The organism is Caballeronia sp. J97 (assembly GCF_905220305.1).
GTDB lineage: Bacteria > Pseudomonadota > Gammaproteobacteria > Burkholderiales > Burkholderiaceae > Caballeronia.
In genome coordinates this window covers 44,821-58,682 of sequence record NZ_CAJMZL010000018.1, presented here as the reverse complement: position 1 = coordinate 58,682, position 13,862 = coordinate 44,821, and the positions used below count along the sequence as shown (strand labels likewise).

Annotated in this window: 12 protein-coding genes; 3 read left to right on the top strand and 9 right to left on the bottom strand. The window is 62.4% G+C overall.

Going from position 1 to position 13,862, the window contains the following annotated elements; all coding sequences use genetic code 11:
* Positions 1 to 59: 59 nt before the first annotated feature.
* Entirely contained in the window at positions 60 to 962 is a 903-nt protein-coding gene (locus U4Y90_RS22005) for a LysR substrate-binding domain-containing protein (protein WP_321797697.1), read from the bottom strand.
* A gap of 59 nt (positions 963 to 1,021) precedes the next feature.
* Positions 1,022 to 2,317, bottom strand: coding sequence for a sugar efflux transporter (locus U4Y90_RS22000; protein ID WP_321797695.1), 1,296 nt, complete (start codon positions 2,315 to 2,317; stop codon positions 1,022 to 1,024).
* 400 nt (positions 2,318 to 2,717) lie between these two features.
* Between U4Y90_RS22000 and U4Y90_RS36180 the strand changes: the two genes are divergently transcribed.
* Positions 2,718 to 3,113, top strand: coding sequence for a hypothetical protein (locus U4Y90_RS36180; RefSeq protein WP_415749398.1), 396 nt, complete (start codon positions 2,718 to 2,720; stop codon positions 3,111 to 3,113).
* 208 nt (positions 3,114 to 3,321) lie between these two features.
* Here the strand turns inward: U4Y90_RS36180 and U4Y90_RS21995 are convergent, their stop codons facing one another.
* Positions 3,322 to 3,528, bottom strand: coding sequence for a hypothetical protein (locus U4Y90_RS21995; protein WP_321797694.1), 207 nt, complete (start codon positions 3,526 to 3,528; stop codon positions 3,322 to 3,324).
* A gap of 337 nt (positions 3,529 to 3,865) precedes the next feature.
* Between U4Y90_RS21995 and U4Y90_RS21990 the strand changes: the two genes are divergently transcribed.
* Positions 3,866 to 4,663, top strand: coding sequence for a glycosyltransferase family 2 protein (locus tag U4Y90_RS21990; protein ID WP_321797692.1), 798 nt, complete (start codon positions 3,866 to 3,868; stop codon positions 4,661 to 4,663).
* On the opposite strand, the gene U4Y90_RS21985 is transcribed toward U4Y90_RS21990, so the two are convergent.
* From U4Y90_RS21985 to U4Y90_RS21965, 5 genes are all read right to left on the bottom strand, one after another.
* The gene (locus tag U4Y90_RS21985; RefSeq protein ID WP_321797690.1) at positions 4,660 to 6,564 is read right to left on the bottom strand and encodes a tetratricopeptide repeat protein; all 1,905 of its coding nucleotides are present in this window, start codon (positions 6,562 to 6,564) and stop codon (positions 4,660 to 4,662) included. The two genes, U4Y90_RS21990 and U4Y90_RS21985, sit on opposite strands and share 4 nt — an antisense overlap.
* Positions 6,565 to 6,799: 235 nt before the next feature.
* Positions 6,800 to 8,239, bottom strand: a complete 1,440-nt coding sequence (locus tag U4Y90_RS21980; RefSeq protein WP_321797688.1) for an MFS transporter — start codon at positions 8,237 to 8,239, stop codon at positions 6,800 to 6,802.
* A gap of 84 nt (positions 8,240 to 8,323) precedes the next feature.
* Positions 8,324 to 9,400, bottom strand: coding sequence for a 4-hydroxyphenylpyruvate dioxygenase (gene hppD, locus U4Y90_RS21975; protein WP_321797687.1), 1,077 nt, complete (start codon positions 9,398 to 9,400; stop codon positions 8,324 to 8,326).
* 54 nt (positions 9,401 to 9,454) lie between these two features.
* Complete coding sequence (locus U4Y90_RS21970; protein ID WP_321797686.1) at positions 9,455 to 10,606, bottom strand: CaiB/BaiF CoA-transferase family protein; 1,152 nt, start codon at positions 10,604 to 10,606, stop codon at positions 9,455 to 9,457.
* A 7-nt stretch (positions 10,607 to 10,613) separates the two neighbouring features.
* Complete coding sequence (locus U4Y90_RS21965) at positions 10,614 to 11,555, bottom strand: hydroxymethylglutaryl-CoA lyase (protein ID WP_321797684.1); 942 nt, start codon at positions 11,553 to 11,555, stop codon at positions 10,614 to 10,616.
* 147 nt (positions 11,556 to 11,702) lie between these two features.
* Between U4Y90_RS21965 and U4Y90_RS21960 the strand changes: the two genes are divergently transcribed.
* Positions 11,703 to 12,680 (top strand): LysR family transcriptional regulator, encoded by a 978-nt coding sequence (locus U4Y90_RS21960; protein WP_321797682.1) that lies wholly within the window; start codon positions 11,703 to 11,705, stop codon positions 12,678 to 12,680.
* Here U4Y90_RS21960 and U4Y90_RS21955 read toward each other — a convergent pair.
* Complete coding sequence (locus tag U4Y90_RS21955; RefSeq protein ID WP_321797681.1) at positions 12,658 to 13,695, bottom strand: LacI family DNA-binding transcriptional regulator; 1,038 nt, start codon at positions 13,693 to 13,695, stop codon at positions 12,658 to 12,660. The genes U4Y90_RS21960 and U4Y90_RS21955 overlap by 23 nt on opposite strands.
* Positions 13,696 to 13,862 lie beyond the last annotated feature (167 nt).

Here is a 13,862-nt window from a genome sequence, read left to right as displayed (position 1 = left end):
GTCGCAGGCGAACGTCCGTGCTGACAAACGAAAAGATTTCGCGGACGGATGAGCGCAGTTCAACCGTTGTCGCCAAAGCCGGCCGCCTGTTCGATCAGCCAGTTGCGAAACGCGACGAGATCCGCGCGCGCGCTTGCGTGCGGCGTCTCGCAGAGCCAGTAGGCGGTCTGCGTCTCGACGCGCGTCGCGGAGACTTCGACGAGCGTGCCCGCGGCCAGTTCGCGATCGACGAGCGGCCGCCGGCCGATGACGACGCCGAGCCCGGCAGCGGCGGCGTCGAAGCCGAGCTGGACGGTGTCGAAGCGCAGGCCGCCCTGCAGATCGAGGCCGTCGACGCCCGCGCCGTCCATCCACGCCTGCCAGTCCTGACTGGCGGTATCGACATGGATGAGCGCGGCGCGGGCGAGATCGGGGATGCCGTCGGCGCCGGTCAGCATCGCGCGATACGCCGGACTGCAGACCGGCACGAGCCGCTCTCCGAACAGACGCTGCCACGATGCGCCGTCGACCGGGCCGCGCGAGAGGCGCAGTCCGAAATCGAAGCCGTCGACGGGAAAGCCCGCTTGCCGGCGCGAGGTGTCCACGCTGACATCGATGTTGGGCCAGCGCGCGCGGAAATCGGCGAGACGCGGAACGAGCCAGCGGGCGGCGAGCGTCGGCGCGCAGGTGACGGAGATCGTGCGGCGCTTGCGCTTGTCGGGCAGCGCTTGCGTGCCGATGGCGATGAGCGAGAACGCCTCGGCGATATACGGCAGATACTGCTCGCCGGCGGCGGAGAGCGACAGCCCGCGCGGCTCGCGCACGAAGAGCTCGACGCCGAGCATCTCCTCGAGCGCGCCGATGCCGTGGCTGACCGCGCCCGGCGTCACGTTGAGCTCGGCGGCCGCGAGCTTGAAACTGCGATGGCGCGCGGCGGCTTCGAAGAGACGCAGGGCGTTGAGCGGGGGGAGGCGCTGGGGCATGTTCGCGAGGAGTTCGGCGGCGTGTGCGCCTATATTGCCATCGCTCGATGCGCGCGAGTTCAGCGCGCGGGCTGCCGCCGTGCCTTCCACCAGTCGATGATGCGCCGCGCGATGAGCGCGAATGGCGGATTGGCGAACAGCACGGCCGCGCCCAGCGCGATGCAGCCGCAGACGAGAAACGTGCCGCGATAGCCGAGCGCCGCGACGAGCGCGCCGGACAACACACCCGAAAGGATCGAGCCGACGCGCGACGCGTTGAAGAACAGCGCCGTCGCCGATCCCGGGCTTTGCGGCATCAGATCCTGCATGTAGGTCATGCCGAGACATGATGTCACTGAAACGACGAACGCGTTGAAGGCCTGCATCGGAATCAGGAAGTGGACGTTGGGAGAGGCCGCCACCGCAATGAAATAGATCAGATGCACGACCGCGCACGACGCGAGCCATCGTTGCTTGTCGAGGCGCGAAGCGCGTGCGCCGAGTGCCAGCATCATCGGAATTTCGAGGAGCGCGCCGAGCCCGAGCATGATCGACACGTCGATGCGCGTGCCATGCATGCCGTGCACGACGTATAGCGGCAGCACGATCATGGTCGCGCTCGCGGCCAGCCCGATGAGCGTCATCGCGACGGTGGCGCGCCAGATTTCGGCGCGCGAGTGCAACGCGCCGGCGTGCGGCGGCACGAGTTCCTCGGTGTCGGGCGCGGTCACTTCGAGCAGCGAGGTCGGATCGCCCGCATAGTGCGCGGGTGCGCTGTGCGGATCGCCCTTGGGCGAATCGTGCATGCGCCAGACGATCGCGCCGCATGCGATGAAACAGGCCGCCGCGAACAGAAACAGGCCGTAGAAGCCCACGCCGGCCAGAACCAGCGCGCCGACGGAAGGGCCGAATACCCAGGCCATCGAGAGAACGGTTCTCAGTGTCGCGAGCGCGAGCGCCCGCTCGGCTTCGTCATCGACGGGCAGCGCGGCGCGCGCGAAAGAAAACACGAGCGACATCGCGGAGCCGCCGGCGCCGAGAAACGCGATGCCGATCGCGACGAGCGCGGCGTAGTTCCGCACGAGGCAAAGCAGCAGAAAACCGAGCGACGACGCGATGAGCGCCGCGAGCAGCAACTCCCGATGATGTCCGTGCCTGTCCGACCATTTGCCGGCGAGGGCGCTGGCCACCACGCCGCTCGCCGCGATGACCGTCATGAAGACGCCGAGCTTCAAAGGGCTCATGTCCGCCTGCTCGACGCTGAAGAGCGACAGATACGGCGCGGTGAACGACATCGCGACGCCGAGCATCAGGGTTGCGCCGGAAAGCGGCAAAAAGAAAGGGATGCGCGTGAGACTGAGCAGGCGTGTGTTCATCGGGGAAAGTTCTGGCTTGTGCGATCAGCCGGTGAGGCGGATCACGCCAGGTTCTGCGGAGCGTCATGAATTGTCGCGCATTCGGGGGGAGGTCATCGTGACATTTGTGCAGCCGATCATAGTCGCGGTTGCTGCGGTTTCGTCGATGAGGGTGTTGTTCGATACTACGGGCGTCCGCGCAAATTGGTGCATCGGCTGTGCCGGGCTAGCGGGAACGAAGCCGGCTCATGGGCCTGAACTGATTCGCGATCGAGACTTTTTCAATGGCGCGCAGGAGAGATTCAGGCAGTTGCCAATAGGCTGAACTTCAGACCAGGCGAAATGCTCGATCGGAGGATTCCATCCGAAGCTCTGGATGGTGTCTAGAATCTGTTCAACAAGCTAGTGTGACGACGACCTGTTGAACTCGTCCAATACACATCCATTGCCTTCGGGGGCCGCCACTGCGAGGCGAGTGCGCAACCGTCGATGGAGACAGCGAGTTGTGAAAACGACCAATATGACCGATCGATGCTTCCTCAGTCATCTCGGCATGAAAGACTTCGACGCTGGCGTCAAGTGCGACTCCGCTTTATGCAGAGCCGCACTGCCCAACTTGGTGAAGATCGAAGCGCATTCATTCATGCCTCTGCCCTTCGACCATTCAGCCCTTAGTGAAGCGACGCCGCAAGCATATGCTGCGAGTCATTGCTTACCTGCGACGCAACGAGTGCTGCGCCCACCCCCGAATCGCCCGTCGCATACGACGCCATCGCGGCAACGAGTTGATTCGTCCGCGTATGTGCGGCGGAGGTGAGCGAGTTCGAGCTCAGCGTGATGGCGCCCGACTTGACACTACCGGTTACAACGATGATTCAGTCGCTATCCAGCGCGAGCGAACTCGATGATGTATACACCGACCGCGAAGAAGAGAAAATCGAGTTGTCCATTTTCGTATTCACATCACCACATCACCGGACAGTTGATACAGGGCGCCGCCGGGCAGCGGCGCTTTGGTAGGAGACTCACGACCAGACGAAACGATCCTCGCCTTGAGGCCAATGCCGCGCCGATCGGACCAGATCATTTTCGGACAGCCATTCCGTACCTGCCGCGACGACATGTTTGAGTTGAACAGCGTCGGCGGCTATGCCGTGGAATCTTGCGATGACGACAAGGGCGGCTAATCCCGCATCGACATCGTTTAAATTTTTATCGGAATTTAGTGACATGAAGGTCTCCGATAGTTTTCTTGCCTGCGCGCGGCTGAATTCCAGTTCGAATATACACAAACTAATTTTCTATTAGTTAAGATTGCGAAATATCGACACATCGTGATCGACGAAACGGCGGCTCGACCGCCGCCTTCGATGCAGCCATTGATTCGAACCGGGTTTTTTCGTTAATAGTCAGACTATTTTCATTGACGGAGCAGGGAATTGTGTAGTTTTTTGTTCGACGACCTGTCGTGGTGAGAAACGGCTCGTGCAGATTGCAAGTTTTTGTATTGCCAGATTAACCAAGTCTCTCTACGTGCCATATTCTTGGCCCGCACCTTAGTTTCGCGTCATGCAATCAAGACTTCCGTCTCCTCAGGTCTCCATCATCGTCCCTTGCTTCAACGCTGCCGCAACGCTCGCCCGCGCGTTGAACAGTTGCCTCGCGCAACGGGAAGCGGCTCAAATCATCGTCGTTGATGACGGTTCCGATGATGCGTCGATGAATATAGCGCAGAGCATTGCGCTCACTGACAGGCGTGTCGAACTCATACGAACCCCGGAAAACGGCGGAGCCGCACGCGCCCGAAACCTCGGCGCGAAGCACGCGACTCAGCCGCTTCTGGCCTTCCTCGACAGCGACGACGAATACTTGCCCGGCGGTCTGAGGGGCGCAGTAGAGGCGCTTCGGGCTGCCCCGGAACGTCACGTCGTTCGGCTCAACGTGGCGTTCGTCGACTATCCCCCTGACATCGTGGCCTTTTCCGGATTTGTACACCATGCCGAGATCATGAATGACATGGTGACCAGCAGTCTCGTCATGCGTCGGACTACCTTTGAGGCTCTCGGTGGATTTCCCGAAGACGACGTGTATCGCCGTTACGGCGGTGAAGACGGCACTCTTCAGTCGGCGATCATGGTGTTGTTCGGATACCTTCGAATGGTGGGCAACAAGAACGTGCGTAATCACTATCATGCGGGTAGCCACGTCGCGCTCTATTTGCGCCGCATGATGGGCGAGCTCGACAGTCCGGCCGAGGCAGTACAGCAACTGGGCAACGCAGTTGAGTGTTTCGTCGCGCGTGCACGCGACGCCTGGCAAGCGCACATCAACGAAACGAGCCGCACTGCGCCAGGCCAGAGAGACTAACTATGCTCGATTGTCCAGTCGAGCAACTCATGCGCTACGCGTTCGATCACCTCGTTCCAGTCACCAGCGTTTTTCTGCCGGAAGAGCCGCGCTGACGGATACCATGGCGAATCGTTACGATCTTGCAGCCAGCGCCAGCATGCGTCGAAGCGCGACAGGATCCACACAGGCTTGTTCAGTGCGCCCGCAAGATGCGCGACGGACGTGTCGACAGCAATGACGAGATCGAGCGAAGCGATGATCGCAGCCGTGTCCGCGAAGTCGTACACGTCGCTCATCGGGTCGAATGGACGCAGATGGCCGGGCAAATTCGCCGTCTGCGCGCGGCTTTCCTCGCTCTTCTGGAGACTGACGAACGTGACGCCCGGTATGTTCAACAGCGGCAGAAAGGTCTGCGCACTGACCGAGCGGCGCCGATCGACCTCGTTCAAATGGGGGGCTTGAGGTCGCGGATCTCCGGCCCATACGAGGCCGACTTTGGGCTTGCCGAGTGGCAAGCGACGCCTCCACCCTTCAATCTCTCGCACCGGCGGTCGCAGATAGGGCATTTCACACGGAATGGTGTCCACCGTGGTCTGGAACCGGAGCGGCAGGCTCATCGCGAAGCACCAAAAATCCGGAGCCGGCAGACGATGCAACTCCCGTGCTTCGATGCACTGGTTGACACCTTCGAGATCTTGAAACAGACGTGTGAGGGCACTTGAGCAGACCACAGTGAGCGTGGCCGCGCCGCGCTTCTTGACGAGCGGGAAATATCGGCTGAACTGAATGCCGTCGCCGAAACCCTGTTCGACGAGCACGACGATCGATTTGCCTTGCAACGATTCGCCTTGCCACTGCGGATATGCCACGTCCGGCGCAAAGGTGTCCTGATCCGGCAAACGTGGGTCGAGACGTGCCTCATGCAGAGGCCATGCTTCGGCGTAACGTCCCTGACCAAGTAACATGAGCGACAGGTGAAACTTCGTGTTCGCGTGGTCCGGATCGAAAACAAGTGCCTGTTGATACAGCGCTTCTGCTTCGCCAGGCTGTTCCAGATTGGTCAATGCGTTCGCCAGATTGCACAGCACCGTGGCGTCATGCGGACGCAGCCGATCTGCTTCTCTCAATGATCCGATCGCGTCCTGCACACTGCGCCGTCTCAGGTACAAGTTGCCGAGATTGTTGTGCGCCTCAGCCAGATGAGGGTTCAGCGCAATTGCTTCGCGATAAACCACTTCGGCAGCGTCCAGCTTGTGCTGGTGCTGCAGGATCAGACCGAGCTTGAACCTTAGCCAGCCGGCATCCGGAAGCCGTTCGATCGCGGCGCGGAAGGCCGTCTCGGCCCTGTTCCAGCGCTCCAGCGACATCTCGACGTTGCCCCATTGTAAAAATGCCGGCGTGCTCTCCGGATCGAGTCGGCTCGCGTGCTCATAGCAAACAGCGGCCTCCGCGGGGCGTCCTTGCGCCTCGAACGTGTTTCCGGCTGAGAGGTATGCCTCGGCTCCGTCGCCGCGAAGCGCGAGTGCACGCCGCAATTCGACATCCCCTGCGTGGCGGCGCTGGCGACCCGCAAGCAGGAGCGCAGACTTGAATCGGGCCTCGCTGACGGAGTCGTCGAGTTCCGAGGCTTGCTGAAAGGCCGCGTGCGCCTCCTCATACGTCTCGAGTTGCGCCAGCAGATTTCCGAGGTTCACATGGAGGGCCGTGTTGCGCGGATTGATCTCGATCGCCCGTTGCCAGAATGCTTTTGCGTCGTCGTATCGTTGTAGATTGAAGGCGCAGACCGCTGCGAGATTGAGCGCTTCGGCTTCGGCAGGAAATTGTTCCAGCGTTGATATGAGCGTTCGAAGCGCATCCTCGAATCGACGGTCCTGGTATTGTTCAATTGCCGTGTGGTAGTAATCCTCAAAAGCACGCATTTTTGTTCGGTCTTATGGTGGCAAGCACGGCGATTCCTGCTTGTCGATTTCGGCCCCGATATTTTGCCACGGCAATCTTTCGAACTTGTCATGAATCGAGCCAACTGCAGTTTCCAGCGCACGGGTCCATGCCCATGCGTCACGCGCTCGACTGAGCCCTCGTTGGCGGTGACTTTTTTTCGACCGGCCCCGCATCGAACCCTGCAAGACCGGCCCGTTTCTCGTTGATAGAACTTCACTGATTGATCTCCTCCAGCCGCAAGCCGTTCGTTCGCGGACCGAACACGCCGATCGACACCGCCACGACCAGCATCGTCGCCGTGATCCCGGTGAACACGCCGGATACGCCGAAGTCGCGAAGCAGGAAAGCGATCAGAAATCCTGACATCATCGCCCCGACCCTGCTCGCGGAGTAGACGATGCCATTGGCGCGGCAACGCACCGCTGTCGGGAACAGCTCCGCCTGATAAGCGTGATAGCAGACCGAGATGAGCTGTCCGGCGAGACTGATCAGCACGCCGAACACGATGAGCGACCCGACCGATTTCATCTGCGCGAACGCGAGACCGCAGACGATCACGGCGAGCGCGCCCCCGACGATCAGATATTTGCGCTGAATCTTGTCGGCGAACAGCATCGCGATCATCGGTCCGACCGGCAACGCGAATGCGATCACGAACGAATAGAGCAGGCTCTTCGTCACCGTGATGCCCTGGCCGATCAGCAGCGTCGGCACCCAGTTGGCAAAGCCGTAATAGCCGATGGCCTGGCAGAAATTGAAGACGATCAGCAGGATGAGGCGCGAGCGGTACGGAGCCTGCAGCAGTTCGGAAAGCGAGGCGCGCCGATGCACGGGTTGCGCGATCACAGGAAGCGGCGGCGGCAGCGGACGGCCCGTCTGCCGTTCGACCACGGCCTCGATCTTCTGCACGATCCGGTCCGCCTGGTCGACTTCGCCATGGGTTGCGAGCCAGCGCGGAGACTCCGGGACCGCACGGCGAATGATCCACACGACGATCGCGCCGGCCGAGCCCGCGAGCACCACGACGCGCCAGCCGTCGAGACCGAACGCGGTCGTCGGCACGAGCCAGTAGGACAGCAGCGCGGCAACGGGCGCCGCCGCGAACATGACCATCTGATTGAACGCCATCGCGCGGCCGCGCATGTGCTGCGGGACGAGCTCGGTCACATAGCTGTCGATGGTGATGATCTCGACACCGACGCCGATGCCCGTGATGAAGCGCCAGAGGATCACGCCTTCGGGCGTCGTCTGGAAGGCCATGATCGCGGAGCCGATCGAGTACCACAGCAGCGAGACGGTGAAGACGGCCCGGCGGCCATATCGGTCCGGCATCCAGCCAAGGCCGAACGTGCCTGCGAACAGGCCGGCGAACGTCGCGGCGATGAAGCCCGCGATGCCGGTGAAGCCGAAGAACGCATGGGTCGTGGTCTGCAGCAGACCGCTCTTCGCCATGCCGGGGGCGATGTAGCCGGTGAAGATCAGATCGTAGATCTCGAAGAAGCCGCCGAGCGAGATCAGCAACACGAGCACCCATAGATGACGGGCGAGGGGCAGGCGATCCATGCGCGCGGAAATCTCCGCGCCGGGTGTGACGCCGACATCGATGTTCGGCGAAGCGAGCGGACGCGGATCCGCGATCACGATGGGTTGCATATTTGTCTCCTGATTACATCGACTGGTACGACGGCACTCTTTTTCGCGTTGCCTGTCGCTGGTCCTGCATCCCGGCATGACGGATCACGTTTGTCCGACCACGCCCCGGCGAATCTGATCGCGCTCGATCGACTGGAACAGCGCCTTGAAATTGCCTTCGCCGAAGCCATCGTCGCCCTGTCGCTGAATGAACTCGAAGAAGACCGGGCCGAGCAGGGCGTCGGAGAAGATTTGCAGCAGCAGGCGCGGAGTCTCGCCGTTCGTGTTGCCGTCGAGCAGAATTCCGCGCGTCCGCAGTTCCGCGACCGGCTGGCCGTGTCCGGGCAGACGCTCCTCGAGCATTTCGTAGTACGTCTCGCCGGGCCGGCTCATCAGCGGGACACCCGCCATCGCCAACTGGTCGATCGTGTCGATGAGGCTGTCCGTCAGCAGCGCGACGTGCTGGATGCCTTCGCCGTTGAACTTCATGAGGAACTCTTCGATCTGTCCGGCGCCCTTCGACGATTCCTCGTTCAGCGGAATGCGGATCTTGCCGTCAGGCGCGGTCATCGCCTTCGAAGTCAGGCCGGTGTATTCACCGGAGATATCGAAGTAACGAATCTCGCGGAAGTTGAAGAGCTTCTCGTAGAAACCGGCCCAGAACACCATGCGGCCGCGATAGACGTTGTGCGTCAGGTGATCGACGAGCTTGAGGCCGAATCCTGCGGGACGCCGGTCGACGCCTTCGATGAACCTGAAGTCGATGTCGTAGATCGATTCGCCATCTTCGAATCGGTCGATCAAATAGAGCGGCGCGCCGCCGATGCCCTTGATGGCGGGCAGACGCAGTTCCATCGGACCGGTGGGCATGTCGAGCGGTTGCGCGCCGAGCGCCAGCGCGCGGGCATAGGCGGCATGGGCGTCCTCGACGCGGAACGCGAGACCGCAGGCCGAAGGGCCGTGCTCGGCCGCGAAGTAGGCGGCGGGGCTCCCCGGCTCACGATTGACGATGAAATTGATATCGCCCTGGCGATACAGCACGACATCTTTCGAGCGATGATGCGCGACGAGCGCAAAGCCCATCTTCTCGAAGAGCGGCTCGATGAGGTTCGGCGCGGGCGAAGCGAATTCGACGAATTCGAAGCCCGCGAGGCCCATCGGGTTTTCAAAGAGATCTGTCATGTGCGTCGATCCTTCCATGCGATTCGATCCGGCTCACGCCGATACAGGAGATATTCATGCGCTCACCCGGCTCTTCAGACGCGAGAGCACTTCCTGTGTGTGCTCGCCGACGCGGGCCAGCGCATGGCGCACGCCGGGGCGGCGTCCACCCATCGTGATCGGCAACAGCACGACGTCGGTCGTGCCGCCGTCATCCGTCTGCATCGGCGCGAGGCCGCCGCTCGCCTTCAGATGCGGGTCGTCGAGCAGTTGCTCGGGACGCACGATCGGCGCATACGGGATGCCGGCTGCCTCCAGTCGGGGCGCGAGTTCGTCCGCGCGATGATTCGCGAGGATCTTGCCCAGCCGTTCGAGCAGTTCGGGACGCACGGCCACGCGCGATGCGTTGTCGGCAAACTTCGGGTCGGCCGCGAGGTCGGGGCGCTCCAGAACATCGCACAACGTGACGAACTGCTTGTCGCTGACCGCGCCGATGAACAACTGCTCGCCCTCGGCCAGCGTGAACACGTCGTACACGCTCCACGCCGAGACGCGCGCGGGCATCGGCGGGGGCGGCTCGCGGGTCATCGAGTACTGCTGCATGTGCTGCGCGGAGAGGAACACGCAGTTCTCGAAGAGCGCGCTTTGCACTTCCTGACCGAGACCCGTATCGTCGCGCTCGCGCAGGGCTGCGAGCACGCCGATCGCGCCGAACATGCCGCCCATGATGTCGTTCACCGACGTTCCCGCGCGCAACGGGCGTCCGACCGGTCCGGTCATGTAGGAGAGTCCGCCCATCATCTGCACGACCTCGTCGAGCGCGAGACGCTTTTCATACGGCCCGGGCAGGAAACCCTTGTGCGAGACATAGATGAGCGACGGATAGCGCGCCGATAGCGTTTGGTAGTCGAGGCCGAGCTTCGCCATCAGACCGGGACGGAAGTTTTCGAGCATCACATCGCAGGTGCCGATCAGGTCGATGGCGGCTTCCTTGCCTTCGGACGTGTTGATGTCGAGCACGACGCTCTTCTTGTTGCGGTTGAACGAGCGGAAGAAGCCGATGCCGAGTCCCGGCAGCTTGCGGGTCTTGTCGCCGCCGGGCGGCTCGATCTTGATGACCTCCGCGCCGAGATCGGCGAGGATCATGCCGCAGGTCGGCCCCATGACCATGTGCGTGAATTCGATGACGCGAATGCCGTCGAGCGGGAGTCTTGCGTTATTGGGCATGAGGACCTCAAGCGTTGAGCGCAGCCGAAGCGGCGAAGGTTTTGGGCAGGCCGGCGAGCCACAACGCGCCGTGCAGGGTTTCGCCTTCCAGCCATCGCGCAACCGTCGCGCGCAGCATCAGCAAGGCGGAAATGTCGATGCCAGTCTCGATGCCCATATCGGCGAGCATGAAGGCGAGGTCTTCGCTCGATGCGTTGCCGCTCGCGCCCGGCGCGTGCGGACATCCGCCGATGCCCGCGAGCGTCGCATCGAAGCGCGCGACGCCGGTTTCGAGCGCGGCATACACGTTGGCGAGCGCGAGGCCGCGCGTGTCGTGGAAGTGGCCGCACCAGAAACGCTCGCCCGCGATCCTGCGCGCCTTCTCGAAGAGCGCGCGCACGGCGGCGGGACCGGCGTAGCCGACCGTATCGGCGATGCTCACGCGGTCAGCGCCCGCATCGAGCAGCGCCTGCATGTAGCGCAGCACGTCTTGCTGATCGACCCGGCCTTGCATCGTGCAGCCGAACGCGGTGCCGATCCCGCCCTCGATCAGGGTCTTCGAGCCGGCGGCATCGCGCGCGGCGCGCATGCGGGCGACTTCCGCGACGACGTCCTCGGGTGTTTTGCGCAGGTTCGCGAGACTGTGCTCGCGGCTCGCGGAAAGCGGCACGAGCATCAGATCCGCCTGCGTTTCGATGGCGCGCTCGGCGCCCTTGAGATTCGGCACGAGCACCGAGACGAGCAGGCCCGGCAGCGTCTTCGCGTAGGCGACGAGTGCCCCGGTGTCGGCGAGTTGCGGCAACAGACGCGCGGGCACGAACGAGCCGACTTCGATTTCGCGTTGCCCCGCAGCGTAGGCGGCGCCGATCCATTCCATCTTGCGTTCGGTAGGAAGAATGCGCTGGATGCTTTGCAAGCCATCACGCAAGCCGACCTCCCGGATCACGACGTTTTCAGGGAACAAGGGCATGTTGCTGTCTCCGTATATCGATGCCGGTCATGAGGTTGCCGGCGTTTGACATCACTTTAGAGATTCCCGAAAATTCGTAAAGCGGTGTTTTGGAAGCGCGGCGCTTCCGAAATGGAATGTCTGTTTGCACGAGCGGAGAAGACGAGCTTGCGAGAAATCGATCTGAAGACGTTGCGGCTCTTCGTGGTCGTTTGCGATCAGCGCAATATCGCGCGGGCCGCGCAGGAAGCACACATCGAACCGTCTGCTATCAGCAAGCGCATCGCGCAACTGGAAGCCGATCTCGGCGTGCCGGTGCTATCGCGCTCGCGTCGCGGCGTCGAACCGACGCCGGCGGGGATCGCGTTGCTGGAACACGCGAGGAGCGTGCTCTTCACGATGGACCGCATCGCAAACGACATCGCGTCGTTCGGAGAAGGCTTGAAGGGGAGCGTGAGCATCTGCGCGTCGGCATCGGCCATCGCGGAAAAATTGCTGGACGACATTGCGACCTTCATGCGCCAACCGGCCAACAAGAACATCAAGGTCGATATCGAGGAGCGGTTGTCGCTGGACCTCGTGAGGCAACTGCGCGAAGGCGCCGCTGCAGTGGGCGTGTGCTGGGACAACGTCGAATTGCACGGACTGGAGCATCGTCCGTATCGGCATGACCAGCTGGCATTGGCCGTTCATCCGGACCATCCTCTCGCCCGGCATACGACCATCGGTTTTCATGAGACGCTCGATTACGAGCATGTCGGCTTGCCGCCCGCGACCGCCGTTCACACGATGATGCAGCGCGCCGCAGCCAGGGCGGGGCGCACGATCGCGTACAGGGTGATCGTCTCGAGCTTCGACGCTGCGTTCAGGGTCGTCGCGGCCGGTCTGGGAATCAGCGTGGTGCCGATGGAAGTATCGGCGGCCTATGGTCCTCAGGTCGGCGTCCGCATCGTTCCGTTGACGGATGCATGGGCACGTCGGCGCTTTATCGTGTGTTTCAAGCGCTTCGACATGCTGCAACCGGCCGCGCAACGAATGGTCGAGCATCTGACGAGCCGTGCAAGCGCCGAGCCGGTGTCCGCAAATGCCGAATCGCCGCAGCCGGGAGGACGGCGTTCGTCGCTCAGGCGCTCTCGCGATCGATAATTTTGAACCCCGTGTCGACGCGCAGCGCCGGAACGGATGGCTGCTTCGCGTCGAGCCTGCTCACGAGCGCCTCGGCGGCGAGTCTTCCGATCGATGCACCGTCGATCCGCACCGTCGAAAGCGAAGGGTGTACGTGCGCCGCGGTGCTCAGATCGCCGAATCCCATCACGGCCACATCGTCAGGAATTCCGATCCCGCGCTTCGCCGCCTCGGCGAGGATCCCTTGCGCGAGCGTATCCGTGCTGCACGCGATGACGTCGGGCAAGCCCTTTTCGAACAGGCGGGCAAAGCCTTCGCGCCCGATCTGCAGTGTCGCGGGCGCGGGCAGCACTTCGATCGGTACTTCGTCGATGCCCTGGCGCTTCAACTCGTCGATGAAGCTCATGCTTCGCCGCAAGCCACGCGGGTCGTCGGCCGACAAGACCGCGAACCGCCGGTAGTCCTTCAGCAGCAAATGACGCGCAACCGCAATGCCGACCGCCTCATGCGAAAAGCCGATCAGCATGTCGATCGGATCGTCGGTGAGATCCCATATCTCGACGATGGGCACCCTGGTTCTGCGTAGTCTCTCGCGCGTGAGCGGCGAATGGTCGGTGCCGGTCAGGACGATGGCGTCCGGCCGCCGCCCGAGCAATGTTTCGACGAGTTGCTCCTCGCGCTCCCGCAGGTAGTCCGTCAAGCCGAGCAACGTCTGATAACCGGCCTCGGCAAGCGTCGACATCATGGTCTGCACCAGGTCCGTGAAAATGGACGTGGCGATCGTCGGCAACAGCAGAGCGATCAGATGGCTTTTGTTCGTGGCCAGTGCCCCCGCGAGCATGTTCGGCACGTAGCCGGTGGCTCGCACGGCGTCCATCACGCGCTGCCGCGTTTCCTCGCGGACGAGTTCGGGCCGCTTGAGCGTGCGCGACACCGTCATTGCGGTGACGCCCGCCAGGCGGGCGACATCTTCCAGCGTCACACTGTCATTTGTCTGAGGTGTCTGGCCGGTTGCCGGCGCGTAACTCGCTTCCATTTCTGCTCCGTGGTCACGCTCGATTGTATAGATACCGTCGCGGACCTCCAAAACGAAGCTAACAGATATGACATCGTATTTCTAATCGAAGGGGAAAACCCGAATTCACCGAATGTTGGCGCTAACATATCCTCTTTACCCATGAGACATCACACAACATTCCGGAG